Genomic DNA, 23,403 nt, shown 5'->3' on the forward strand with positions numbered 1-23,403 from the left:
CGAGGCAAACGATGCCTGGGGATCGCAAGCCGCTGATCGACCGCCTCGCAGCCTTTCCGCGCCTGGGCCTCGCCAATCTTCCCACGCCGCTCGAGCCCATGAAGCGACTGACGGCTCATCTCGGCGGGCCGCGGCTGTGGGTCAAACGCGACGACGCGACGGGGCTTGGCTTCGGCGGCAACAAGTTGCGCAAGCTCGACTACGTCCTGCACGATGCAGTCTCGAAAGGCGCGGACACGATCGTCTCAGGCGGTGTCGTGCAATCGAATAGCCAGCGGCAGGTCGCGGCAGTTGCGGCAAAGCTCGGTCTGCCCTGCCATCTCGCCGTCTATCACGGCCGGCTCGCGCCGCCGACACCGGAATACGAGACCTCGGGCAATGCCTTTCTCAATCGGCTGTTCGGCGCGCATCTGCACGACGTGCCCTGGACCGGCGACCGCAATGCCGCCATCCGCACGCTCGTCGACGATCTCCGGACGAAAGGACGCAAGCCATATTTCGTGCCCTACGGCGTCTCGAATGTACTGGGCGCGGTTGCCTATGCCACCACGATCGCCGAAATCGCGCAGCAGGCGGCGCTGTCTGGCTTCAAACCATCCGCGATCGTGCATTGCTCCGGTAGTGCCGGCACGCAGGCTGGTCTCATCGTCGGCGCGGCCATCTCCATGCCGGACACGAAAGTCATCGGGATCGACATCGATGCCGAGCCGGCGCGGGTGCGCACTGACGTGGTGGGGCTTGCGCGGCAAGCGGCGGATCTGCTCGACGCAGATTTCGACGAGGCCTTGGTCGAAGTGGTCGCCGGTCACGCCGGCCCAGCCTATGGCGTGCCGCACGCGGCTACGATCGAGGCGATCCGGCTCGCCGGACAAACGGAGGCGCTCGTGCTCGACCCCGTCTATTCGGGCAAAGGGCTCGCCGGCCTGATCGCGATGATCCGGATGGGGCGTTGGCGCAATGACGAGGACGTCATCTTCCTGCACACGGGCGGCGCCCCCGCCCTGTTCGCCTATCAGAGTGCGCTCGGCATCTAGTCGAGCTCCCGCAGCCGCCGCGCATACAGCCGTCGCAACGGCTCGAGCTGGGTCGCCTCGCTCGCCACGCGATAAGCCTCGCGCGCGTCATCCTTGCGGCCGAGCCGTCGCAGCAGATCGGCGCGCACCGCCGGCAACATCTCGTAACCATCGAGGCCGCCACGCGCGGTGATCGCGTCGACGAGATCGAGCGCGCGGGCGGGGCCGTCGACCATCGACACGGCGGCGGCGTGGTTGAGCTCGATCACCGGTGACGGGCTGATGCGCAACAGCACTTCATAGAGCCCGGCGATCTGCGGCCAGTCGGTCGCCTCGAAGCTCGGCGCGCGGGCATGCAACGCGGCGATCGCGGCCTGCACCGCATAGGGCTGCGGCCGGCCCGGCACGCGCAGCGCGTCATCGACGAGGCGCAAGCCTTCCTCGATCTGCGCGCGATCCCAGAGCGAACGGTCCTGCTCTTCCAGCAGGACGATGTCGCCGGCCGCGGTCTCGCGGCCGGCGCGGCGCGCATCGTGCAACAGCATCAGCGCCAGCAGGCCCTTGATCGCGGCGCGATCCGGCATCAGACGGTCAAGCAAGCGCGCCAGCCTGATCGCCTCAGTCGCGAGATCGGGCCGCATCAGGTCCGTGCCCGAGGTTGCGACATAGCCTTCGGTATAGACCAGATAGATCACGGCAAGCACGCCGTCGAGCCGAGGCGCCAGCGCGTCGCGCTCCGGCACCTCATAGGGAATGCCGGCGAGCCTGATCTTCTGCTTGGCGCGGACGAGGCGCTGCGCCATCGCATCCTCACCAATGAGGAACGCGCGCGCGACCTGCGCGGCGGAGAGGCCGCAGACGGTGCGCAGCGTCAGCGCGACCTGGACCTCGACCGCGAACGCCGGATGGCAGCAGGTGAAGATCAGCCGCAGCATGTCGTCGTCGAGCACCGCGGGCGGCTCAGCCGGCGTATTCGCGTTGAGCTCGAGCTCATGCAGGAGCGCCTGCTGCTTGCCGCGAAAGGCGGCCTGGCGCCTGATGCGGTCGATCGCCTTGTTGCGGCCGACATTGACCAGCCAGGCGCGCGGATTGTCAGGGATCTCGCACGCCGACCAGCGCTCCAGCGCGACCGCGAACGCATCCTGCAGCGCGTCCTCGGCCAAATCGAAATCGCCGACGAGGCGGATCAGGGTGGCCAGCGCCCGCCCCGCCTCGTCGCGGAAGATCTTGTCGATGTCGCTCGGTGCGATCAATTGTAGATCATGACCGGCCGGACCTCGATCGAGCCCCGCTTCGCCTCGGGAATTCGCGCGGCGAGCGCAACGGCATCGTCGATATCCTTGGCTTCGACCAGATAGTAGCCGCCGAGCTGCTCGCGCGTTTCCGCGAACGGTCCGTCGGTGGTCATGGTCTTGCCGTCGCGAACGCGCACCGTGGTCGCGGTCGTCGTCGGCTGCAGCCCATCGCCGGCCTTGAAATGGCCGCTCTGGATGATCGACTGGGTGTAGGCGCCGTATTCTCCCATCAGCTTCTGGCGGTCGGTGGCGCTCATGTCGGTCATGTAGTTTTCGTTCCGGTAGATCAGCAGCAGATATTGCATCGCTTTACTCCTGTGCTTCGGCTGGATCGCCGACATCCAGTCGAACGGGGTCCGCGCCCAACGACATCTTCAGGATAAATTATTTCCGCCGCCGCGTGCGCCACGATCTTGGCTTGACGAAACCGTCACAAATGCCCATTGCCTTGTCAGTCAGTCGGCCGGACGGCCGCTCCGGCAAGCGCCGAAAGGCCGCCGGGGAGGAAAGTCCGGGCTCCCTTGACATACGGTGCCGGATAACGTCCGGCGGGGGCGACCCCAGGGAAAGTGCCACAGAGAACGAACCGCCCCGCTTCGCCTTCGGGCTTCGCGGGGTAAGGGTGAAAAGGTGCGGTAAGAGCGCACCGCGGGTCCGGCAACGGAGCCGGCATGGTAAACCCCACCGGGAGCAAAACCGAATAGGGACGGCATAGCGGGCTGTTCGCGAAAGCGATAACGCCGCGGGGCGATGTCAGGCCCGCCGTCCGGGTAGGTTGCTCGAGGTCATGTGCAAACATGGTCCCAGAGGAATGGTCGTCACGTATCGTTTGCGCAAGCAGGCGGTGCCCTACAGAACCCGGCTTACAGGCCGGCTGATATCTTGCAACGAGGGGTTCGATGCCAACGCATCGGACCCCTCACCAATTTTGGGCGCCGCTCTACGCCACGATCTCGTGCAACACCTTCATCAATGCCCCCGGTGCCGTAACGTTCGGCGCGTGGCTGGCGTCGAGCTCGAAATAGCGCCAGCCCTGCTCGCTCCTCGCCCGCCTTGCGAATTGCCCGAACACATCACCGGGCGGGATGCGGGCGCAATAGATGTAGCTGCGCGGCATTGCCGGCTCGCCGTGCTGAAGCTTCAGCTTCGTCTCGAAGCATTTGATCGGCATGTTGATTCGGCGGGCGTTGAGCCAATCGAGATCGGCCTGTGGCGTATCAGGGGGCGGCGGGTTCGGCGGGATGCGATAGCCATCGCCGGCGGCGGCAGCCTTGCGCATCGGCTCGCGTCCACCTTCGTTGAGATCGAACAGCGACTGGCCATCGCGCGGCACGAAGGCGTCAAGATAGATCAATTGCGTCACGCGCTCACGCGCGCGATCGGCAACGCCCGTCGCGACCATGCCGCCATAGCTGTGGCCGAGCAGCACGATGTCGTCGAGATCCTCGAACTTGATGACGCCCAGGATGTCCTGGATGTGCGTGTCGAGATCGACCGCGGGACTGGCGAGATGCGATCGTTCACCGAGCCCGGTGTAGGTGGGCGCGACCAGGCGGTGGCCGGCCTGCGCCATCAGCGGATGCATCTTGCGCCAGGACCAGCCGCCGGACCACGCGCCATGACAAAGCAGGAAGGTTTTTGCGCGTGCGGCCATTGGCGTTTCCATCGTTCTTGTTTTGATGCGATGGAGTGTAGCAATGGGCCGCGCGATGTAAACGCCGCGAGCTGCCTCAGGCCGCGCGCTGTGCCTTCACCAGCACGGGCGCAAGCTGGCCGGCTTCCCGCCGCAGCTTGCTCGCCTCAAACCCGTGCATGCCGATCTGCCATTGCAGGCCGACGATCGCGCCTTTGGTCGGTTGCAGCAGAGCAAGCGAAGCAAACAGCGTCACCGGCAGCCACACTGCGAGTTGCAGCCAGACCGGCGGCGCATAGGCGGTCTCGACCGCAAGGATCGCCGGCACCACGAGATGGCCGACCACGACCATGACGAGATAGGCCGGGAAGTCGTCGGCGCGCTGATGGAACAGCTCCTCGCCGCAATGATCGCAAGCGCTGGCCACCTTGAGGAAACGGCCGAACACGTGCCCTTCGCCGCAATTCGGGCACTTGCCGCGAAAGCCACGCCACATCGCCTTTGCCAGAGAGACTGAACCGGTCGTCATGACGACACCTCTTCCGTTTTGATGATCCATACAATAATATCCTGCATCCATACATTCAAAGGATATGGGCCTAAATTGCATGGATTGGACCCCTACAATTTCGGAGCTCTCAGGGCCGCGCTACCAGCGCATCGTCGACGCAATGGAGGCCGACATCGCGACGGGCCGGCTGGTGCGGGGACAGCAATTGCCGACGCAGCGTGCGCTGGCAAAAGCGCTGGGCATCGACCTCACCACGGTGACGCGCGCCTACACCGAGGCACGACGCCGCGGCATCATGGAGGCCCGCGTGGGCCAGGGCTCGTTCGTGTCGGAGACCAGTGCACGCCGTACGGTCGACCTGCCACATCCGGTCACGATCGACCTCTCCATGAACGTGCCGCCGCATCCGCTCGAAGCGCAGCTCGACGAGCGCATCATCGCCGGCTTTGAGGCCCTTCGCGCGCAATCGGGCCTGACCGCATTCCTGAACTACCAGCCGCCGGGCGGCAGCGCGCATGAGCGCGAGGTCGCCGCGCGCTGGATGCGTGCGCGCGTTCCCCATGCGCAGGCCGACAAGCTCGTGATCTTTCCGGGCGCACAGACGATCCTGTTCAACCTCCTCGCCCACCTCGCGCGGCCAGGCGACGTCGTGCTGACGGAGGCCCTCACCTTTCCCGGCATTAAAGCGGCGGCTGCGCAGCTCGGCGTCAAGCTCGTCAGTGTCGCCATGGATGACGGGGGCATTTTGCCGGATGCGCTGGCGAAGGCCTGTCGCACGCACGGCCCGAAGGCAGTCTATCTCATTCCGACCCTGCACAATCCGACCACGGCGACACTCTCCGCCGAGCGACGCAGTGCAATCGCCAAGATCGTCCGCGATGCCGATACTGCCCTGATCGAGGACGATGCCTACGGGCTGCTCGACCGATCGGCCTCGCCGATTGCGAACCTCATCCCGGAGCGGACATATCTCGCGACGACACTGTCAAAATGCATCGCGCCGGCGTTGCGCGTTGCCTATCTCCTGGCGCCCGACGTCGACGCGCAGCTTCAGATGCGCGGCCATCTGCAAGCGACAGTGCAGATGCCGGCGCCGCTGATGGTCGCGCTGGTGACGCATTGGCTCGAGAACGGTGTCGCCGACCGCATCATCGCGGCCATCCTCAACGAGGCCGTCGGCCGCCAGCAATTGGCGCAGCGCGCACTGAAGGGGTTTCAGTTCCAGGCCAACCCCGCCGCGCATCATCTGTGGTTGCGGCTTCCGGAGGGATCGGGCCGCCGCGATGTCGCCGCGCAGCTGTTGCGCGATGGGCTCGCCGTGGTGGCCAGCGACTCTTTCGTGGTCGATGGCAGTCCGCCGAATGCTGCACGGCTGTCGCTCGGCGCCGCGCGCAATCGCGCGGAGCTGACGCAAGCACTCCGGATTCTGATCGGCACGCTGCAGAGGCCCGCGGATACCAGGCAGATCGTCTAAGGCGCGTCAGCCGCCTCGTCTCACGCTGTCGAGAAATTGCTCGCGTTCGCCAGGCGCGTAGCCCTGGGAATCCCGCGGATACATTTCATATTCACCGTACGGTGCCGAGCGGGGATAGATCGCCGGCCCGGATGGTGCGTAGCCAAAGGCCGAAGCGGGGTCTGAGGCGCCTCCTCCCTGATCGGGACGAACAATGACATGCTGTCGGTGCGCATGGTGCACCGTAGCCGCGTTCGCAGAGCCCATGAGGGCGATCAAAAGGCTCGAAGCCAGAATCATACGCATTGCTGTCTCTCCAATCGACGGCCGCCCCGGCTCAGATACGAATGAGGTCCCGCCGTTCCAACAAGGAGCGGGTTCACGATTAGTCACTTCGGTGGCATCACCGGCGCGGCGCACCTATGGTTGTTCTCCATTTTCCTGGGCGTATCGTTCGAAAATGCCCGACGATTGCAGGTCGCATTTGCGTGCAAGCATGCATTGACCTCGACGTCCGCGGCTGTGCTATGCACGGTGCGGTGATCACGAGATCGCGACAACAGGAACTTAGGCGTGGAAACGTTCACGATTGCGCTGCTGCTGTTCGGCGCGCTGGCCGGCGGGTTCGTCTCGGGGCTGGCCGGGTTCGGCACCGCGCTGATGGCGCTCGGCATCTGGCTTTACGTGCTGCCGCCCTCGCTCGCGGTGCCCCTGGTGCTGATCTGCTCGGTGATCGCACAAACCTCGACGCTGCCATCGATGTGGAAAAGCTTTGACCTCTCGCTGGTGTGGCCGTTCCTGATCGGTGGGTTGCTCGGCGTGCCGATCGGAACCACGCTGGTCGCTTCGGCCGATCCAAAAGTGTTCAAACTGAGCGTCGGCGTCCTGTTGCTGATCTTCTCGAGCGCGCTCTACTTCAACAAAAAGCAGTTCGCCGTCACCTTCGGCGGCCGCATCGCCGACGGCGTGATCGGCTTTGCCGGCGGCATTTTGGGCGGGCTCGCCGGCCTGTCCGGACCGCTCCCGATCCTGTGGGCCAATATCCGCGGCTGGAACAAGCACGAACGGCGGGGCATCTTCCAGCTGTTCAATTTCACGGTGCTTGCGACCGCGCTGGTGCTGCAAACCGCCTCGGGCCTCGTCGCATTCAAGGTGGTGTGGCTCGCGATGGTCGCATTCCCGGGCACGTTGATCGGCGCATGGCTGGGGGCGCGCGTCTATCACGCCCTCAGCGACAAGCATTTTGGCGACGTCGTGCTCGGCCTGCTATTCCTCTCGGGCGCGACCCTGGTTTGGAACAGCGTCAGTGCGTTCTAGCTCTTCTTCGCGAGCGCCATGCCGCCCGCGACACCGAGCACGTAGATCCAGCCCGGCGTGAAGTCGAACAGATGGGTGTTGAGCATCGAGGACAGCATGTTCTGCACCACGACCAATAGGCCGATCCAGCAGGCGAGCCCCTCGCCGCGGAACATCAGCAAATGCGCAAACCATAGCGCGTAGAGAACCAGCACGCCCACCACGCCCCATTGCACCGCAACGCTCAGCGTCTGATTGTGCGGATTGCTGACGATCTCGCCGCGCAGCGGATCGGCCTCCGCATCCGCAGCCGCGCCTGCGAACAGAGCGCGGATCGAGCCGGTGCCGTGGCCAACCAGCGGCGCATCAGCGACGAAGCCCAGGGATTTCCGCCAGTACTCCAGACGTGAACCCATGCCGCTGACCTGCTTGTCCTCCACGCTCATCTCGTAGTCGCCCTGGAACTTCGCGACGGTTGCGCGCAGATGCGGCGAGACCGTCCAGAGTGACACAGCCAACCACGCCATCGCACCCGCGGCCAGCAAGGCGGCGCGCCAACGCAGATGCAGGAGAGCAAAGACCACGAGCAGGATCGGCAGCGTCACCAGTGCCGTGCGCGAGACCACGACAAACGTCATATTGGCGAGAAAGCCGATCGCGATCGCGGTAAGCAGCATCGCGATACGGACGCGTCCCTCGCGAAACAACGCCACGATCGGATAGATCGACGCAATCGCGCAGAGCCCGAACTCCTGGCTCTGGTCGATATAGTTGCGCACCGCGACACCGCTCTCGATCTTATACGGCCCGCGCGACAGATAGAGCTTCAGCGACAGATCGGGGTCAACAGCGACGGCGAAGGAGACCAGCATGACCAGCGCGCAGGATGTGAGAAAAGCCACGAACACCCAGACGCCGTAGGGCCAACGCTCGAACTGGTAGATCAGAAGCGGGATCACCAGGAGCTTCAACACCGGTCCGATCGCATGAACTTTTTCCGGCCACGGGGCCTCCGACCAGAGCATGCCGACAAGCGCGAGGACCACCAGCGCGATCGGCAGCAGGCAGACCGGACGCAGCAGCGAGCGCGGGAAGTCGCGCAGATCGAGGAACGCGAAGGCAATCAGCCAGGGTATCAGCGCGAACGTCGTCCCGCTCGTCGTCCACGGCAGCAGCAGCGCGATCAGCGCGACAAAACGAGCCGGCGTGCGGTAGCGCGCCGCCCAGATCGCCGAGAGCCAGGTCGCCGGCCGCCCCTCGTTCGCCACTCCGCCCATTCGTCCCTTCGACAATCCCACCCTCGCAGCCCGGCAAATTAGCCGGAGCCGCGGGGATGGAACAAGCCGTCGCTACGCAGGCTCGCGGGCCAGAGGCGCGCTGGGCTCCGAACTCACCGGCTCTTCAGCATTCTCCGTCGGAGTCACCAGCCGCTTCCTGAACTCGCGGCGCAACAACCACAGGCTCTGGACGGCCTGGAGCGTCGTCGCCGCGTTCGATATGTACCAGACGTACTCGATCCGAAAGCCCGGCCGCGTCGAAAGCCAGATCGCCGGCAGAGAATAAGTGAGGACGCGTGTCGCCGAGCTCCACAGCACCGGCTTGGTGTTGCCGAGGCCCTGGAACATGCTGGAGCAGACAAAGATGAATCCCTGCGCCACCATGTTCAGCGAGATCATTTTCAGAAACAGCAACGCGACCCTCATCGTCTCCGGATCATTCGAGAAGCCGGTGAGCAACAATCCGGGTGCGAGCTGCACGAAGACAGTGAGCGCGATCATCAAGACCGTCGCAATCAACGCCGCCCTGACGAAGGTCTCCCGCACTCGCTCGCTGTTGCCCGCACCGAAATTCTGGCCCGCAATCGGCCCCGCCGCGAGGGCGACGGCAAGCGCCGGCATCTGGATCAAGCCGATGACGCGCGTGCCGATGCCAAATCCGGCCTGGGCCGCCGGACCGAGATCGCGCAGCACGTAATAGATCGCGGCCATGAAGATAAAGATCATCGCGAACTCGCCGCCCGCGGGCAGACCGACATTGAGGATCCGTTTCCACTCCCGCAGCCGCGGACGCCATTGCTCCGGATGGAAGGCGACGTAGCGCTCCAGCCTGTGATAATAAGCGAACAGCATCAGCACGCCGATGAAGACGGCGATTGAGCTCGCAAGGCCCGCTCCGGCGACACCGAACGCGTGTCCGGTGCCCCAGCCCGTGATCAGGACCGGCGCCAGCGCGATGTTGAGGAGCACGGCGAGCACCTGCACCAGCATGCTCGGCCGCACGATGCCGGTGGCCCGCAGCGCGGCCCCCATCACTTGCGTCACGAATTGCAGGGCCAAGGCCGGCATGAACCAGTGAAAATAGGTGGCGCCAGCCTCGATCGTGGCCGCGTCGACCGAGATCGCGCGCATATAGGGGCGCGCCAGCGCCAGGCCGCCGAGCAGCGTCAGCAGCCCGAACAGCACCGACAGCACGACCGACTGGTTGAAGATGATATTGGCGTCGTCGCGGTCCTTGCGGCCCACGGCATGCGCGATCAACGCGACCGCGCCGACACCGAGCATCTGCATCAGCCCGTTGACGAGGAAGCCGGCGTTGCCGGCCGCGGCGACACCGGCAACAGCGGCGTCGCCGAGCCCGGACACGAAGTACAGGTCGACGAGTTGGCAGATCATGATCGTGATCATGCCGACCACGATCGGTGGCGCCATGCTCAGAATGTGGCTCACGATGGAGCCGCGCGTCAGGTCCTTCATGTCATTCCATCCTCGACGACGTGACGGCAAGGCTTTCGCCCTGCCGCCGCGCGTCATTCCGCTGCTGCGATATGCCCGAGCTCCACCACTTGGCGCTCGAACAGGCTGCGATAGATCCCGCCGGGCTTGCTCGCGAGCATGGCATGCGTGCCTTGCTCGACGATCTCGCCGCGGTCGAACACGAGAATGCGATCGAGGCTCTTCACCGTCGACAGCCGGTGCGCGATCACGATCGAGGTGCGGCCTTTCATCAGCCGCTCCATCGCCTGCTGGATCAGCGCCTCCGATTCCGAATCGAGGCTCGAGGTCGCCTCGTCCAGGATCAGCACCGGCGCATCCGCCAGGAAGGCGCGCGCCAGCGCAACGCGCTGCCGCTCGCCGCCCGACAGTTTGACGCCGCGTTCGCCGACCAGCGTGCCGTAGCCCTTCGGCAAGCGCAGGATGAAATCGTGCGCATTGGCGAGCCGCGCCGCCTGCTCGATCGCCTCCAGGCTGGCGCCGGGCCGGCCGTAGGCGATGTTCTCGGCGAGTGTGCGGTGAAACAGGATCGGCTCCTGTTGCACGATCGCGATCTGGCAGCGCAGCGATTGCTGCGTTGCGAGCGCGATATCCTGCCCGTCGATCAGCACCTGGCCGCCGGTGACGTCGTAGAGCCGCTGCACCAGCTTGACGAACGTCGTCTTGCCGGAGCCGGAGCGGCCGACGAGACCGACACGCTCGCCGGCGCGGATCGTCAAGGACAATCCGTCGTAGAGCGGCGCGCGATGTCCGCCGTAATGGAACGTGACGTCGTCGAACACGATCTCGCCGCCTTCGATCGCGATCGGCAGCGCGCCTTCGGCATCCGCGATGCCGATCGGCTCGTCATGGATCGCCACCAGTTCCTCCATGTCGTTGACCGAACGCTGGAGGTTGTTGATGTGCATGCCGACATCCCGCAGGTAAGCGTGGATCACGTAGTAGCTCGTCAGCACGTAGGTGACGTCGCCGGGCGAGGCGCGACCCGACATCCACAGCAGCACCGAACCGCCGATCACGGACGCACGCAGGCACAGCAGCAGCGAGAGCTGCGACATGGCCGTGTAGTTGTAACGGAACCAGGTCCGTCGCACCCGCACGCGCCAGCGCTTGATGACGCGGGCGAGCCGCGCATCCTCGCGCATTTCCGCGCCGAACGATTTCACCACCGCGTTGCAGGTGAGCGCGTCCGCCAGCGTGCCGCCGACCTTGGTGTCCCAGGCATTGGAGACACGCGCGGTCGGCGCGATGTAGCGCATCGAGAACAGCACCGTCATCGTGACATAGGCAGCCGCGCCGAGCGCGATCACCGCACCAAGCGAGGCCCAGTGCACGCCGAGCAGGATCATCGATCCGATCAGCACCGCTAGCGACGGCAGCAGCGCCAGCAGGATGGTGTCGTTCAGCAGGTCGAGCGCCCACATGCCGCGCGTGATCTTGCGCACGGTCGAGCCGGCGAAGGAATTGGCGTGCCAGTCGGTCGAGAAGCGCTGCACGCGCAGGAAGGCATCCTGCGCGACGTCAGACATCAGCTTCAGCGTGAACGGCACGATCACCTGGAGTCCGCTCAGGCGCAGCACCATCGACGCAGCGCCCAGCACCACAATGCCACCCAGCGCCACAAGGGCGGCGTGGCGCGCATCGGGATCGGACGGCCCGCGCGTCAGCGCATCGACCAGATGTCCTGAGAACACCGGCATAAACAGATCGGCGACGGTCGCACCTAACAGGCCGACGGCGATGGCAAGCGCCCGCCCCGGCTGCTTCAGCCAGTGCCGGAACACAAAGCGCAGAACCACGCGGATAGCCGCGGGCTTTTTCGACAAGGCGGTCATGACATTATCCGGCCGCTGTTGGCGCGGGCCGGCTCCATCGATGGACACAAGCCGGCCGCGAGGGCCGAAGCAGCGTCACTTGAATTGGCTTACAGTTGGGAAGCGGAGCGATCGGGGTAAAAAATCCGATCGAAGCTGGCGGAAGCGGCCTCTAGGCGGCCAAGCAGGTACCGAGCCAGAACATCGAGCGCGGGCGTACGATCTGCGAATGCGACGAAATCATGCAAATCTCTCCCCGGTTCGATTGAAATGAGGTGCGCTTTATAGATGTGTGATTTGCAGTTTGCAACGGGGCCTGCGCGAGATCACGCACGAGTGTTGCATTTTGGTGCGAGGGGCTGCCGCCTCAATTGTCGCTGTCATGCCCCGCCTAGTGCGCAATTGCGCGCGGGGGGCGGGGCATCCCGTGCGTCGCGGCGGACATGGTGAGAGCGAGCTCTCCAATGCACGCCTCCGGGATACTGGGGTGCCCGGTCGAGCCGGGCGACGACACCAAATATATGGCTCGCGTCAGTGTGCGTCACCGCCGCCTGCGCCAAATGGCGAGGCCGGCCTTTTCAGCAACGTGACCAGCACGCTGAGGCTGAGGTAGAACAGCGTCAGAATGAAGAACGCGTCGCCAAAGCTCATCACCACAGCCTGACGGTGCACGATCTGGGTGAGCTGCTTCATCGCCATCAGCGCGGAGTCGCCGAGGCCCTGGAATTTTTGCTGGAGCATGGTCAGGGTTTCGGTCGCGGTCGCATTGCCCCAGGTGATGCGCTCCTGAAGGCGCGTGATGTGCAGGTCGGTACGATCGTTGAGCACGGTGTTGATGACGGCGAGCCCGACGGCACCACCGAGATTGCGCATCAGGTTGAACAGGCCGGAGGCGTTCTTCACCCGATCAGGCGGCAGCGTGCCGAGCGCGATGTTGTTGGTCGGCACCATCGCGAACATCATGCCGACGCCGCGCAGGATCTGCGGAATGAGCAGCTCGTAGAAATCGTAGTCGCGCGTGATCCAGGTCATCTGGTAGGAGCCCATCGCGAACACGATCAGGCCGAACGCGACCATGTAGCGCATGTCCAGGCTCGCCATCAGCCGGCCGACCAGCGGCGCCACCAGGAACATGGTGATACCAGAGACGAACATGGTTTCGCCGATCATCAGCGCGCTGTAGCCGCGCACCTCGGCGAGATAGCGCGGATAGATGTAGGTCAGGCCGTAAAGGCCGATGCCGATGCAGAATTGCAGCGTGGAGCCGACGGCGAAATTGCGGTTGCTGAAGGTGCGCAGATTGACGATGGGCTCGGCCGCCGTGAAGACGCGCACGAAGAAGGCGATCGCCGAGACGACGCAGATCCAGGCGCAGATCGCCACCGAGGTGTCCTGCAGCCATTCATATTGCGGCCCCTCCTCCAGCACGTATTCCAGCGTGCCGAGGAAGCCGGCCATGAACAGCAGGCCCCACCAGTCGAAGCGGTCGAGCAACTCGAAATGCGGCTCGTCGAAATCGACCAGCGCCCACACACCGAGGGTGATGCCGATGCCGGGCACGACGTTGATGAAGAACAGCCAATTCCACGACATCAAATCGGTGATGTAGCCGCCGACCGTCGGACCAATCGTGGGAGCAAGGGTCGCGACAAGCCCGATGATGGGACCGACAATGTGGAATTTCGAACGCGGAAACACAGTGTAGGCGGAGGCGAAAACCGTCGGGATCATGCCGGCGCCGAGAAAGCCCTGCAGCGCGCGCCAGAGGATCATCTCCTCGATGGTCGTGGCGAAGCCGCAGAGCAGGCTCGAAATCGTGAAGCCGGCCGCCGAGATCGCGAACAAAAGCCGCGTGCCGAACGCGCGCGACAGGAATCCCGACAGCGGGATCGCGATCACTTCCGCGATCAGATAGGCAGTCTGGACCCAGGAGACCTCGCTGGAGCTCGCCGACAGGCCGGCCTGGATTTCGCTCAAGGACGCTGAGACGATCTGGATGTCCAGGATCGACATGAACATCCCGAACACCATGATGATGAAGGCGAACAGCCGCTTCGGCGCAATGCGCTCCGAAGCGGGATCTGCCATCATGGCAGGTGAAGCAGTCGTGGCGTTCGCCATGGTCTGACCCTCGCAGCGCCGATCGCGCGCCTATTGCGGATGGATCATGGTCGGATCGTCGAGATCGGTCTCGCTGTCGGCGTCGGCCGCGCCCTTGTTGGTGTCGACGGTGGCGTAGACCGACATGCCGGCGCGGAGCAGGTTCTGCCTGGCGACCGACTTCGGCACACGGATGCGGACCGGGACGCGCTGCACGATCTTGGTGAAGTTGCCGGTGGCGTTGTCAGGCGGCAGCAGCGTGAACACCGAGCCAGCGCCCGCTGCGATGCTGTCGACAACGCCGGAGAACTTGCGCATGCCGTAGGCGTCGACCTTGATCGTCACCGGCTGGCCGGGACGGATGCGCTTGAGCTGGGTCTCCTTGAAATTGGCGTCGATATAGACCTCGTCGAGCGGCACGACATTGCCGAGGCGCTGGCCGACGGCAATGAAGTCGCCGGCGTTGACGAGACGGTTGGAGAAGGTGCCGTCGACCGGCGCCCGCACCGATGCGAAGGCGAGGTCGCGCTCGGCCTTGGCGAGCGTAGTCTTGAGCTCGGCGAGCTGCGCCTGGGCTTCGGCCTGCTGGGCCTTGGCGACATCGACATTGCTCACCGCAACGTCATAGGCAGCCTGCGCGGCCTTGACCGCGGCGGCGCCCTGGTCGCGGCCGGCTTCCGAAGTTTCGAAGGTGGCGCGCGAGGCAAAGCCCTTGCTGCTCAGCGCCTGCTGGCGCTCATAGTCGAGATCGGCGCGCTTGAGCCCCGCCTCGGCGGAGACGAGTTGCGCCTTGGCCTGCGCGACCTGGCTGTCGAGCGCCGCGATCTGGCGGCCGATGCGGTCGATCGTGGCCTGCTGGGTCGCGATCCGGGTTGCGGCTGCATCGACCGCGATCTTGTAGTCGCCGTCATCGATACGCATGACGATGTCGCCGGCATGCACCAGCGTGTTGTCCTTGGCGAGGATCGAGGAGATATGACCGGCCACGCGCGCGCCCAGCATGGTGTTGTTGGCGCGGACATAGGCGTCGTCGGTCGAGACATAGAAGCGGCCGACCAGCGTGTAGTAGCCGGCGTAGCCTGCTGCCGCGAGCGCCAGCACGAGGCCCACACCCATCATGACGAATTTGCGCTTGCCGGGTTTCGGCGCGGCAGTGGTGGGTGCGGTCGGAGCCGGCTGATCGGCCACAGGCTTCTCCGGCGCCTCGCTGGTGCGGCGCTTGCTTTCTTCCACCACATGAGACCGCAGCTGCTCGGCGAGGGCTACCGATGCCCCGGGCGCAGCTTCGCCGTTCGTCGCATTCGTCTCCACCGCTTCCTGGCGAAGGACGCGCGCAGCCTGGTCTCTCGATGTGGCCATAAAGGCCTCCCCAATAAAAACGCGAACCGGGGCAGCCGTCGCGCGGCCGCAATCCCGTTCGTCCATCCCAAATATCATTGACCGAACGGTTCGGTCAATATACATAATATTCCCGGGCGAACCCTATTGGCCCGAATCCTTTATTTGGGTTTCATGCTTCGACCCCTGATCCGAAAACCTTCCGAGACGCTGAACCAATGGTTGTAGCCGGCCGCGAACATCTGCAAATCCTCCAAGAGGAGGACAGCTCGAAGCGCCGCCAGATCCTGGCCGGCGCCCGTAAGGTGTTCATGGATCTGGGTTTTGACGGCGCCAGCATGGGCGAGATCGCGCGCGCGGCCGGCGTCTCCAAGGGGACGCTCTATGTCTACTTCGCCGACAAGAGCGCGCTGTTCGAGGCCATCCTCGAGGAGGAAGCGCTGTTTCACGGCCAGGTCGTGTTCAATTTCGACCCTGCGCGCGACGCCGAGACCACGCTGAAGGATTTCGGCCAGGCCTATCTGCACCTGCTCTGCCGGCCCGGCGGCGGATCGGCGATCCGCACGGTGATGGCGATTGCCGAGCGCATGCCCGACGTCGGCCGCCGCTATTATCTGCGCGTGCTGGACAAGACCATCAACCGGCTGTCCGAATATCTGAAGGCCCATGTCGCCTCCGGCGATCTCGCCATCGACGATTGCGACCTTGCGGCCTCGCAGTTCATGGAACTGTGCAAGGCCTCGCTCTTCCTGCCCTTCGTCTTCCAGGCCGCGCCGCCGCCCTCGGAAGAGCGCATGGCGGAAGTGATCGACAGCGCGACGCGGATGTTCCTGGCCGCGTACAAGGCGAAGTGAGCGGAAGCCGGCGACGCGTTGCGCCTGCAGTTGGCGCCGCATTATAGTGAGCGCCATGTCCCGTGATCTTCGCCCGCCGGTCGATATCCTCCATTATGAGATCGTCCAGGAACAGGCCTCAGCGCTTGGACGGATGGGCCGCACACTCGAACAGGCGCTGGCGCACTTGCGCGAATTCGACGCCGCCCATGAGTCCTCGGAGTCGTCCTCGGAGACGCCGGCCGCGATGCAGCCGGCGAGGCGCAAGCTGGTAATGGAGGCCGGTCAGGCGCTCTGGATGTTCGTGGTCCAGCGCGAGGCCACCGGCCTGCGCGACAGCCGCCATATCATGCGGACTTACAACGTGCCGGCCGAGGTGCAGCGCTGCATGGGGCTGGCGCCGCCAACGAAGCTCGCTTCGAAATGACTTTCTGCTGCGCGCTCGCTACTCGGTCACCTGCTTCCTCAACGCCGCAAGATCATTGACGACCATTTTGGTCGGACCGGTCGAGATGATACCGTCGTCCTGCAGGCGGCTGAGGATCAGGCTGATCGACTGTCGTGTCGCACCAATCATGCGCGCCAAGTTGGCCTGCGTGATCCGACCGAGCGAAATTGGGCCACTCTCGTCCTGAGCAGCGTTTTCGCAGAGCTTCACCAGCAGCAATACCAGCCGCTCCGCCGCCTTCTGCCCCGCCAGCGTCTGCGCCAGCATCGAATAAGTCTCGCCCTTGAAGCCGAGGCACTCGATCAGTGCCACCGCAAACGACGGAGATTGCGCGATCAACGTTCGGATCGCGTCCTGGTCGAGATGCAGGGCCTCGACCCGGCCAAGCGCGCGGGCCGACCAGCTATGGCGGTGATCACCGAGAATGTAGGGCGCACCGACGAAGTCGCCGGCCTCCCAGGTCGCCAGCATCAGCTCGCGCCCCTGCGTACCGGCATGGGTACTTTCCACGATCCCGTTCAGGATGATGTGGATGCCGTTCGCAGGCTCCCCTTCCCGCAGCAGATATTCGCGGTTCTGGTAGGCCGCGAGCCTGCCGGTCCGCATCACCAGGTCGAGATCGGCCTTGTCGAGCGCCTTCAGCACATAACGTCCGGTCCCGGCCCTTTGCATCTCGGCGCAAGGCTCACTTGGAGCCTCACCCGGATCGGCCACCTCCTGCGCATGACTGCGCCCCACCATCGGTCTCCCTTCGAGTGCCGGCTCGAAGGCTAGGAGGTCTCCGGTCAGATTGCAACGCGAGGGAAAGTGTTCAAGCCTGGGCTTCCGCTTCCATGAATGCACAGGCGAGGTCGGTGAGCAGGCGCTCCCGCCCCGCCGGCGCCAGAAAGGTGACGCCATGGGGCACGCCTGCCCCGGTCATCGCATTCGGCACCGCGATTGCGGTGAGCCCCAGCGGATTGGCGTAGTTCGTGTAGTAGCCATTGTTGAAATTTGCCGTCAGCGGATCGCGCGCGACGTCGTCAATCCTGAGCACGGTTCCGACCGTGGGCACGACCAACGCGTCGTGAGATTGCCAGAAGTCGCGGAGCACGCGCTGGACCTCCTTGACCTCGTAGAGCGCGCGATAAGTGTCGGCCGCGTTGAACTTCCGGCTGCCGATAACAAGATCGCGCACGATCCTGATGCCCGCGTCCGGATTGGCCTCGAGGAACGCGCCAACCGAAACATCACGCTCGGCGAGGAACGGCCCAAAGAACATCAGATCGTTGATCGAGGCGAACGGCGAAAAATCGGTGGAAGCGACCGACATGTCAAGCCGCCGCAACTTGCGAAGCCCGCTGCCGAACAGCCTCTCCGTCTCCTCGTTGCCGAAGAACCTGAGCTGGTCCGGTCGAGGTGTCGCGATCCGGAAGGGCCGAGCCGGAGAGATCTGCTCCGTCCAGCCGGCAAAATCGACCGGCGAAAAGCAATCCGCGGGGTCGCGTCGCGCCAGCACGCGATAGACGTCATAGCCGTCGCCCGGCTCCCGCGTGTACAGCGAGATGGTATCGAAGCTTCGGCAGGCATAGACCATGCCGCGCTGGCTGAACGCACCCGGTGCCGGCTTGAAGCCGGTGACACCGCAATAGGACGCCGGCACTCTGCCCGATCCGCCGGTATCGGTGCCGAAGGCAAAGGACGACGTGCCGGTTGCGACCGACACTGCGGCGCCCGAGCTGGAACCACCGGGAATGTAGTCCGCATTGTACGGGTTGCGCGCGATGCCATAGGGCGAGCGCACACCGACGAGGCCGGTGGCAAACTGATCCATGTTCGTCTTGCCGATATAGATGGCTCCGGCGGCGATGGCGTCAGCGACAACCGGGCTCGTATCTTTCGCGACATAGGCGAATTCCGGGCAGGCCGAGGTGGTCTGCTCGCCGGCGACATCGATACAGTCCTTCACCGAGACGATCAGCCCGTAAAGCGGCAGCTTGTCGATTTCATTGGCGCGCGCATCGAGCGCACGCGCGGCGGCCATGACATTCTCGGGTTTGGCTTTCGATATCCAGACGCCGCTCTGGTCGGCGTCCGTAAGGCGCGACAGCACATGCGCGACGACATCGGACGGCTTGAGCGCGCCGCTGCGATAGGCGGCGCGGAGACGGCGGGGGGAGATATCCATTGTCGCTGATGTACCTGCAGGAACGGGACTGTGCCGGCGGGACAAGCGCGCCGGCACTCGCCTTAGTGGCCGATGACTTTCTCGATATAGGCCGGCTGGATGAAGGCTTCGAAGTCGGTGCGCGGTAGAAGTTTCGGCAGTCGTTCCTGCTTGACCAGAAAGTCGGCGGTCGACACCAGCGTATCGACGAACTTGCCCTTCTTCGCGGACGTGCCGAGATACTCCCCGGTAAGCTGCTTGTCGCAGGGGACCATGCCGGTGCCTTTCATCATGCGCGTTGCATCCTCGAGCGGCAGCGACAGCTCCTCCGCGATGATCTCGGCCGTCTTGTCCGGGTTCTTCAGCCAGAAATCGATCCCCTCGCACTCGGCCTTGACGAACTTCTCGACGTAGGAAGGATATTTGTCCGCGAACGCATTCATGACAACCCCGATGTCCCAGGTCGGGTAACCGCGCTTGGCCATTTCTCCCGAGGTGACGAGGATCTTGCCGCCGTTCTTCACGGCCTTGTCGAGGTTCGGTTCCCAGAACCAGGCGGCATCGATGTCACCGCGAAGCCATGCCGCTGCGATATCCGACGGCGCGAGATCCAGGATCTTCATGGAGGCGGGATCGACGCCCTCGTCCTTCAACGCCTGGAGCAGCAGATAATGCGTGGTCGAGCCGAACGGCGCGGCGACCGTCTTGCCCTTGAGGTCCTTGAACGAGGTGATGTTCTTGTCGGCGCGGACTACCATCGCCTCGACATAGTCGAGCATGTTGATGACGAGGATGCCCTTGATCGGCAAGGCACGCGTTACCCCGATCGCCGTCGGCGGATTGCCGAGGCCGCCGAAATCAACGTCGTTGCCGGCGATCGCGCGCAGCATGTCGCCGCCGCCGCCGACCTTGACGTATTTGATGTCGACCCCCGGCATCTCCTTGGCGAGCAGGCCGAGGTGTTTCGTCACGAGCTGCGCGTTCACCAGGTTCAGATAGCCGACCGTGATCTTGGCCGGCTTGTCCTCGGCGCGTGCGGTGGACGTGAGTGCAAACGTGGCGACAGCAAGCGCGGCAACAAGTCTCTTCATCATACTGGTCTCCCCTCGGATTGGAATCAGGCCCATGGCATCAATAGTTTCGCGACGCCGCGCATCATGAGGTCGAGCACGACGCCGGTGAGGCCGAGCACGATCAGGCCCATGATCACGACATCGGACAGCAGGAACTTCGCGGCGTCCCAGATCATCCAGCCGATGCCGGCGGATGCGGCAACGATCTCGGCGGCGACGAGAACGGTGTAGGTGAAGCCAAGCGAGATCCGCATGCCGGCGAGGATCAACGGGCCGGCTGCGGGCAAGTAGACGTGAAACAGCAGGTCGCGCCGAGTCGCGCCGAGCGACTGTGCGGCACGCACATAGACGGGATCGACGCTGGTGACGGCCTGGATCGTCGAGATGACGATGCCTGGCAGGCCGGCGAGGAACAGCAGCGACAGTTTTGAGCTCTCGCCGATCCCGAGCCACATCACCAGCAGCGTATAGAGCCCGAGCGGCGGCAGCGGTCGGTAGAACTCGATCAGCGGATTGAGCAGCGCGCGCGCATTGCGCGAGACGCCCATGAGGACGCCGAGCGGAATGCCGATCAGGCAGGCCAGGGCGAAAGCGACGAGAATGCGATAAAGGCTGGCGCCGAGATGCTGAAGCAGCGTTGCGCCCTGATAGCCCTTGGTCATGGTCTTGATGAAGGCAGCCCACACCGCCTGCGGCTTCGGCAGGAAGAGCTCGTTGGCCCAGCCCATCTCCGTGACGACGGCCCATGTCGCCAGCAGCGCGGCGATGGTGAGCGTCGACAGCAGAACGGACCGCGAGACCTTCGGGAGCCTCAGGCTGCCTCGCCGCGTGCGATCAGCCGAGATCGGAATGGCCATGGGGCTAGCCTCGACGCTCATGTGCGAACTCCCAGGATCTGCATGATGGTCAGCGCATAGATCCGCGTTGCCATCACCGACTTGGTGATCGAGATGTTCTCGTTGTCGACAGCCCAGCCGTCCTCGCCGGGACCGAAGGTCACCGCGTTGATGCCGGCCTCGCGGAAGCGAATGGTGTCGTTGAAGGCATTCTTGCGGTTGACCCCGGGCTCGCGGCCCATCAGGCGCCGGTACACGGCACGCAAGGAGCGGCAAGGCTCCTCCTCCACAGGCACCGGCTCGGTTGCGTTGACGAACAGCGAGCCGGGCACCTGGCGCACCGCGACCTTGACGTCGTTGGCGCCCGCAAATGTTTCCCGGCCGACACGCTCGATGTCGGAGATGACGCTGTCCAGCGTCATGCCCGGCACGATGCCGACCACCGCAAGCGTGATGGTGCAGGCATCCGGAGAGAACTGCATCTCGCCGGGCAAGCCGCCGCGGATGCGCACCACCGAACAACACGGCGGCGTATGGCCCATGAACTTGCTGGGGATATGCGTGAAGGCCATCTCCTTCAGCCTCGGCAGCAGCTTGGCCGCCTCCATGATGGCATTGACGCTGTTGTCGGGTCGCCAGATGTGCGACTTGATCCCCTGGACCGCGACCTCGACCAGGCAATGACCGGAATTGGCGACCGAGAGGTTCATGCCCCAATCGCCGGACACGTCACCCCAGGCGGTCGGCTCCGCAGTGATCTCGTAGTCGGCGGTCAAGCCGACCTCGTTGAGCATGTAGATGGAACCCTCGGTGCCGTTGCGCTCCTCGTCGACGGTGTAGCAGCACAACAGGGTGCCATCGAACCTCACGCCCTCTTCGATCAGCGCCTGCACCGCCAGCAGCGATGCGGCGAGATTGCCGCGGGTGTCGGACGTGCCGCGGGCATAGAGCAGGTCGCCATGACGCGTGGCCTTGAACGGATCGAAATCCGTCATGTGCCATTTCTCCGGCTCGACCACCGGATAGGTGTCGAGGTGATCGTTGAGGATCAACGACGGCGCGCCTTCGCGTCCCTTCAACACACCGAGCACGTTCGGCCGGTGCGGCTGGGCGCAATGCTTGGTGACCTCCATGCCGAGGGCTTCGAGCTTGCCCGCGACCAGCATCGAGATCGCCTCTTCCTCCGCCGGCGGCAGGTCGGGATCGAGCGGATTGCCGGAGCGCGGCTGGCCGGTGCGGATCAGCTCCGATGCCAACTCGAGCCAGCGCTGCTCCGTGATACGCGACAGCACGCGCTGCTCGAGATCGGAATAGGGCGGGGTGACGGGCATCTGCATGACGGGTTCCGCTGGCTCACGGCGCCGGCCGCGCCGCTTCGTTGCAGCACCTTCATTGCAGCGACTGTGCCAACCGCCCGAAATACCGGTCAGGGCGTGATTAATGATTGCGGTTCAATGATTTGGGCGGAAATTTCGACCGCGCAAATTTTTGCGCCCGAGATGCACTTTGCCGAAGACGCAGCGCAGGCTGAACAGACTGTCCTCAGCGTGCGGGCGGCTGGTCAAGGTCGTCCGTGCAGGCGCCAGACGCGGAGAGCGGAGGATTCGGATCGCGCCGGGCTACTCGTCCGCGAACTCGTCTTCCTCGTTGATCTTCTCGTGCTTGCCGCTCTTGCGCCCACCGAGCGAGCCGGTCACGTAGGGATCGCGATTGTTCGCGTAAGGACTGCGGCCGCCCGCGCGCGCGGCGACCTCTTCGCCGGACACCGCGGCCGGCTGGCAGATCAGGCGACGGCTGGCACGGCGCATCAAATCGACGTGGATGTGATCGTAGTGATAGACGTTGGAACCCGGCGCCAGCACCGTGGTGAAATGCGCGCACGCGCCCGACTGGACGTCGCGTAGGAACCCCTGCTCTTCCGGCATGCCGTGCCAGCCATCCTTCACGGTGATGCGGCGGCCGTCGGCGAGCACGAAGGCGGCGACATCGAGCGCGTTGCCGAAAGCGTGCTCGGAGATGTGGGCGTGCGGGTTGCCGTTCATGCCGCGGCAGGAATAGGCAGAGATCTGCTTGATCTCGACCACACGGGCGCCGAACCAGCGCATCGCCGACGGCTGCACGGTGTCGGCAAACCAGCGGTCGAGCTCCGAGACGATCGGACAGGCGAGCGTTGCGGTCGGCTTCACCGCGACCGGACCGACGGAAGTAACCGGATTGCCCTGCGCGGGACCAAGACGCGGCAACGATTGTTGCGCTGGCGCCTGCGAGTAAGGCGCAGGCCCGGGCGGCCGTGCCGGATAGCTCGGCGCATTCATGTAGCGCGCAGCACCTGCGGCGTCAGTGCCCTCGGGCGGCAGGTCGATCTCGTCTTCCTGCGGCGCGACGCCGGGGGCGCTGAGCGACACCGGTCCTGAAGACGCGCCATAGCCGGCAGGCTGGCGCACAGCGCTTTCAGGATAGTTCGAGTGCTGCGGATAGCTGGAGGCGGGATAATTCTGTTGCGGCTGGGTCACCGGCCAGCGCGGCTGGTTGCCGACATTGCCGGGCGGACGCAGCTCTTCATCGGCGAAACCGTAGCTGCTGGAGGGTTCACCGATGGCTGCGACCTTCAGCGGGAACTCGGCTCCGCACATGCCGGGGCCGGAGATCGGATCGATCCGGACGATGTCAGCGCTCTCTTTCACGGCGCCCGATTTCAGGCACGCCGCTTCGGCCTCGGCTCGCCACGGTTCACGTTCGGCCTGGAAAAAGCCGCGTCCGCAACCCGCGAGAGAAACGAGGACGATGGAGCCGACGAGATACAAACGAACTCCGCGCGTCATGCGCGCACGTTCGGTGAATTT

The 23,403-nt window shown here is 64.7% G+C and carries 21 protein-coding genes and 1 other RNA gene; 6 read left to right on the forward strand and 16 right to left on the reverse strand.

All coding sequences use genetic code 11. From position 1 onward, the window contains the following. The first annotated feature begins 11 nt into the window (after positions 1 to 11). The gene (locus tag XI06_RS30415; protein ID WP_237865916.1) at positions 12 to 1,034 is read left to right on the forward strand and encodes a D-cysteine desulfhydrase family protein; all 1,023 of its coding nucleotides are present in this window, start codon (positions 12 to 14) and stop codon (positions 1,032 to 1,034) included. On the opposite strand, the gene XI06_RS30420 is transcribed toward XI06_RS30415, so the two are convergent. Next, positions 1,031 to 2,263, reverse strand: a complete 1,233-nt coding sequence (locus tag XI06_RS30420; RefSeq protein ID WP_237865942.1) for an RNA polymerase sigma factor — start codon at positions 2,261 to 2,263, stop codon at positions 1,031 to 1,033. The two genes, XI06_RS30415 and XI06_RS30420, sit on opposite strands and share 4 nt — an antisense overlap. Beyond that, positions 2,263 to 2,613 carry a YciI family protein gene (locus XI06_RS30425; protein ID WP_237865915.1) on the reverse strand — a complete coding sequence of 117 codons (351 nt, stop codon included), beginning with the start codon at positions 2,611 to 2,613 and terminating at the stop codon, positions 2,263 to 2,265. Before XI06_RS30425 ends, XI06_RS30420 begins: the two co-directional genes overlap by 1 nt. A 150-nt stretch (positions 2,614 to 2,763) precedes the next feature. Between XI06_RS30425 and rnpB the strand changes: the two genes are divergently transcribed. After that, positions 2,764 to 3,190: RNase P RNA component class A (gene rnpB, locus XI06_RS30430), an RNA gene on the forward strand. A 58-nt stretch (positions 3,191 to 3,248) separates the two neighbouring features. Here rnpB and XI06_RS30435 read toward each other — a convergent pair. Together XI06_RS30435 and XI06_RS30440 are read right to left on the reverse strand one after the other, a co-directional pair. Beyond that, on the reverse strand, positions 3,249 to 3,962 hold the full coding sequence (locus XI06_RS30435) for an alpha/beta fold hydrolase (RefSeq protein WP_237865914.1): 714 nt from the start codon (positions 3,960 to 3,962) through the stop codon (positions 3,249 to 3,251). 76 nt (positions 3,963 to 4,038) lie between these two features. After that, the gene (locus tag XI06_RS30440) at positions 4,039 to 4,500 is read right to left on the reverse strand and encodes a DUF983 domain-containing protein (RefSeq protein ID WP_271607129.1); all 462 of its coding nucleotides are present in this window, start codon (positions 4,498 to 4,500) and stop codon (positions 4,039 to 4,041) included. Between the two features lie 49 nt (positions 4,501 to 4,549). Here XI06_RS30440 and XI06_RS30445 point away from each other — a divergent pair, with 49 nt between their 5' ends. Continuing rightward, on the forward strand, positions 4,550 to 5,926 hold the full coding sequence (locus XI06_RS30445; RefSeq protein ID WP_237865912.1) for an aminotransferase-like domain-containing protein: 1,377 nt from the start codon (positions 4,550 to 4,552) through the stop codon (positions 5,924 to 5,926). 6 nt (positions 5,927 to 5,932) lie between these two features. Here the strand turns inward: XI06_RS30445 and XI06_RS30450 are convergent, their stop codons facing one another. Further along, positions 5,933 to 6,211 carry a hypothetical protein gene (locus tag XI06_RS30450; protein ID WP_237865911.1) on the reverse strand — a complete coding sequence of 93 codons (279 nt, stop codon included), beginning with the start codon at positions 6,209 to 6,211 and terminating at the stop codon, positions 5,933 to 5,935. Between the two features lie 267 nt (positions 6,212 to 6,478). On the opposite strand from XI06_RS30450, the gene XI06_RS30455 reads away from it, so the two are divergent. Next, a complete protein-coding gene (locus tag XI06_RS30455; protein WP_237865910.1) occupies positions 6,479 to 7,222 on the forward strand; it encodes a sulfite exporter TauE/SafE family protein in 744 nt (247 codons plus the stop codon). Here the strand turns inward: XI06_RS30455 and XI06_RS30460 are convergent. The 5 genes from XI06_RS30460 to XI06_RS30480 form a co-directional block, all read right to left on the reverse strand. Next, positions 7,219 to 8,478 carry an O-antigen ligase family protein gene (locus XI06_RS30460; RefSeq protein ID WP_237865941.1) on the reverse strand — a complete coding sequence of 420 codons (1,260 nt, stop codon included), beginning with the start codon at positions 8,476 to 8,478 and terminating at the stop codon, positions 7,219 to 7,221. The genes XI06_RS30455 and XI06_RS30460 overlap by 4 nt on opposite strands. 72 nt (positions 8,479 to 8,550) lie before the next feature. Next, positions 8,551 to 9,954, reverse strand: a complete 1,404-nt coding sequence (locus XI06_RS30465; protein WP_237871322.1) for an MATE family efflux transporter — start codon at positions 9,952 to 9,954, stop codon at positions 8,551 to 8,553. 53 nt (positions 9,955 to 10,007) lie between these two features. Then, positions 10,008 to 11,807, reverse strand: coding sequence for an ABC transporter ATP-binding protein (locus tag XI06_RS30470; protein ID WP_237871324.1), 1,800 nt, complete (start codon positions 11,805 to 11,807; stop codon positions 10,008 to 10,010). 510 nt (positions 11,808 to 12,317) lie between these two features. Continuing rightward, positions 12,318 to 13,907 carry a DHA2 family efflux MFS transporter permease subunit gene (locus XI06_RS30475; protein WP_237865907.1) on the reverse strand — a complete coding sequence of 530 codons (1,590 nt, stop codon included), beginning with the start codon at positions 13,905 to 13,907 and terminating at the stop codon, positions 12,318 to 12,320. Between the two features lie 30 nt (positions 13,908 to 13,937). Beyond that, a complete protein-coding gene (locus XI06_RS30480) occupies positions 13,938 to 15,245 on the reverse strand; it encodes an HlyD family secretion protein (RefSeq protein WP_271607130.1) in 1,308 nt (435 codons plus the stop codon). A gap of 197 nt (positions 15,246 to 15,442) precedes the next feature. Between XI06_RS30480 and XI06_RS30485 the strand changes: the two genes are divergently transcribed. After that, the gene (locus XI06_RS30485) at positions 15,443 to 16,078 is read left to right on the forward strand and encodes a TetR/AcrR family transcriptional regulator (RefSeq protein WP_237865905.1); all 636 of its coding nucleotides are present in this window, start codon (positions 15,443 to 15,445) and stop codon (positions 16,076 to 16,078) included. A 55-nt stretch (positions 16,079 to 16,133) separates the two neighbouring features. Beyond that, the gene (locus XI06_RS30490; protein WP_237865904.1) at positions 16,134 to 16,484 is read left to right on the forward strand and encodes a DUF6665 family protein; all 351 of its coding nucleotides are present in this window, start codon (positions 16,134 to 16,136) and stop codon (positions 16,482 to 16,484) included. Between the two features lie 18 nt (positions 16,485 to 16,502). Here XI06_RS30490 and XI06_RS30495 read toward each other — a convergent pair whose 3' ends face one another. The 6 genes from XI06_RS30495 to XI06_RS30520 form a co-directional block, all read right to left on the reverse strand. After that, entirely contained in the window at positions 16,503 to 17,246 is a 744-nt protein-coding gene (locus tag XI06_RS30495) for a Crp/Fnr family transcriptional regulator (protein WP_271607131.1), read from the reverse strand. A 70-nt stretch (positions 17,247 to 17,316) separates the two neighbouring features. After that, entirely contained in the window at positions 17,317 to 18,672 is a 1,356-nt protein-coding gene (locus XI06_RS30500) for an amidase family protein (RefSeq protein ID WP_237871330.1), read from the reverse strand. Positions 18,673 to 18,734: 62 nt separating this feature from the next. After that, positions 18,735 to 19,745: a taurine ABC transporter substrate-binding protein gene (locus XI06_RS30505; RefSeq protein ID WP_237871332.1), complete on the reverse strand. Its 1,011-nt coding sequence runs from the start codon at positions 19,743 to 19,745 to the stop codon at positions 18,735 to 18,737. A gap of 23 nt (positions 19,746 to 19,768) precedes the next feature. Continuing rightward, complete coding sequence (locus tag XI06_RS30510) at positions 19,769 to 20,602, reverse strand: ABC transporter permease (RefSeq protein ID WP_237871334.1); 834 nt, start codon at positions 20,600 to 20,602, stop codon at positions 19,769 to 19,771. After that, entirely contained in the window at positions 20,599 to 21,897 is a 1,299-nt protein-coding gene (locus XI06_RS30515) for a M20 family metallopeptidase (RefSeq protein ID WP_271607132.1), read from the reverse strand. The genes XI06_RS30510 and XI06_RS30515 overlap by 4 nt, the downstream gene beginning before the upstream one ends. Positions 21,898 to 22,179: 282 nt before the next feature. Further along, positions 22,180 to 23,382, reverse strand: coding sequence for an extensin-like domain-containing protein (locus tag XI06_RS30520; protein ID WP_237865898.1), 1,203 nt, complete (start codon positions 23,380 to 23,382; stop codon positions 22,180 to 22,182). Positions 23,383 to 23,403: the final 21 nt, after the last annotated feature.

It is taken from the genome of Bradyrhizobium sp. CCBAU 11434 (genome assembly GCF_028128895.1).
Lineage (GTDB): Bacteria > Pseudomonadota > Alphaproteobacteria > Rhizobiales > Xanthobacteraceae > Bradyrhizobium > Bradyrhizobium zhengyangense.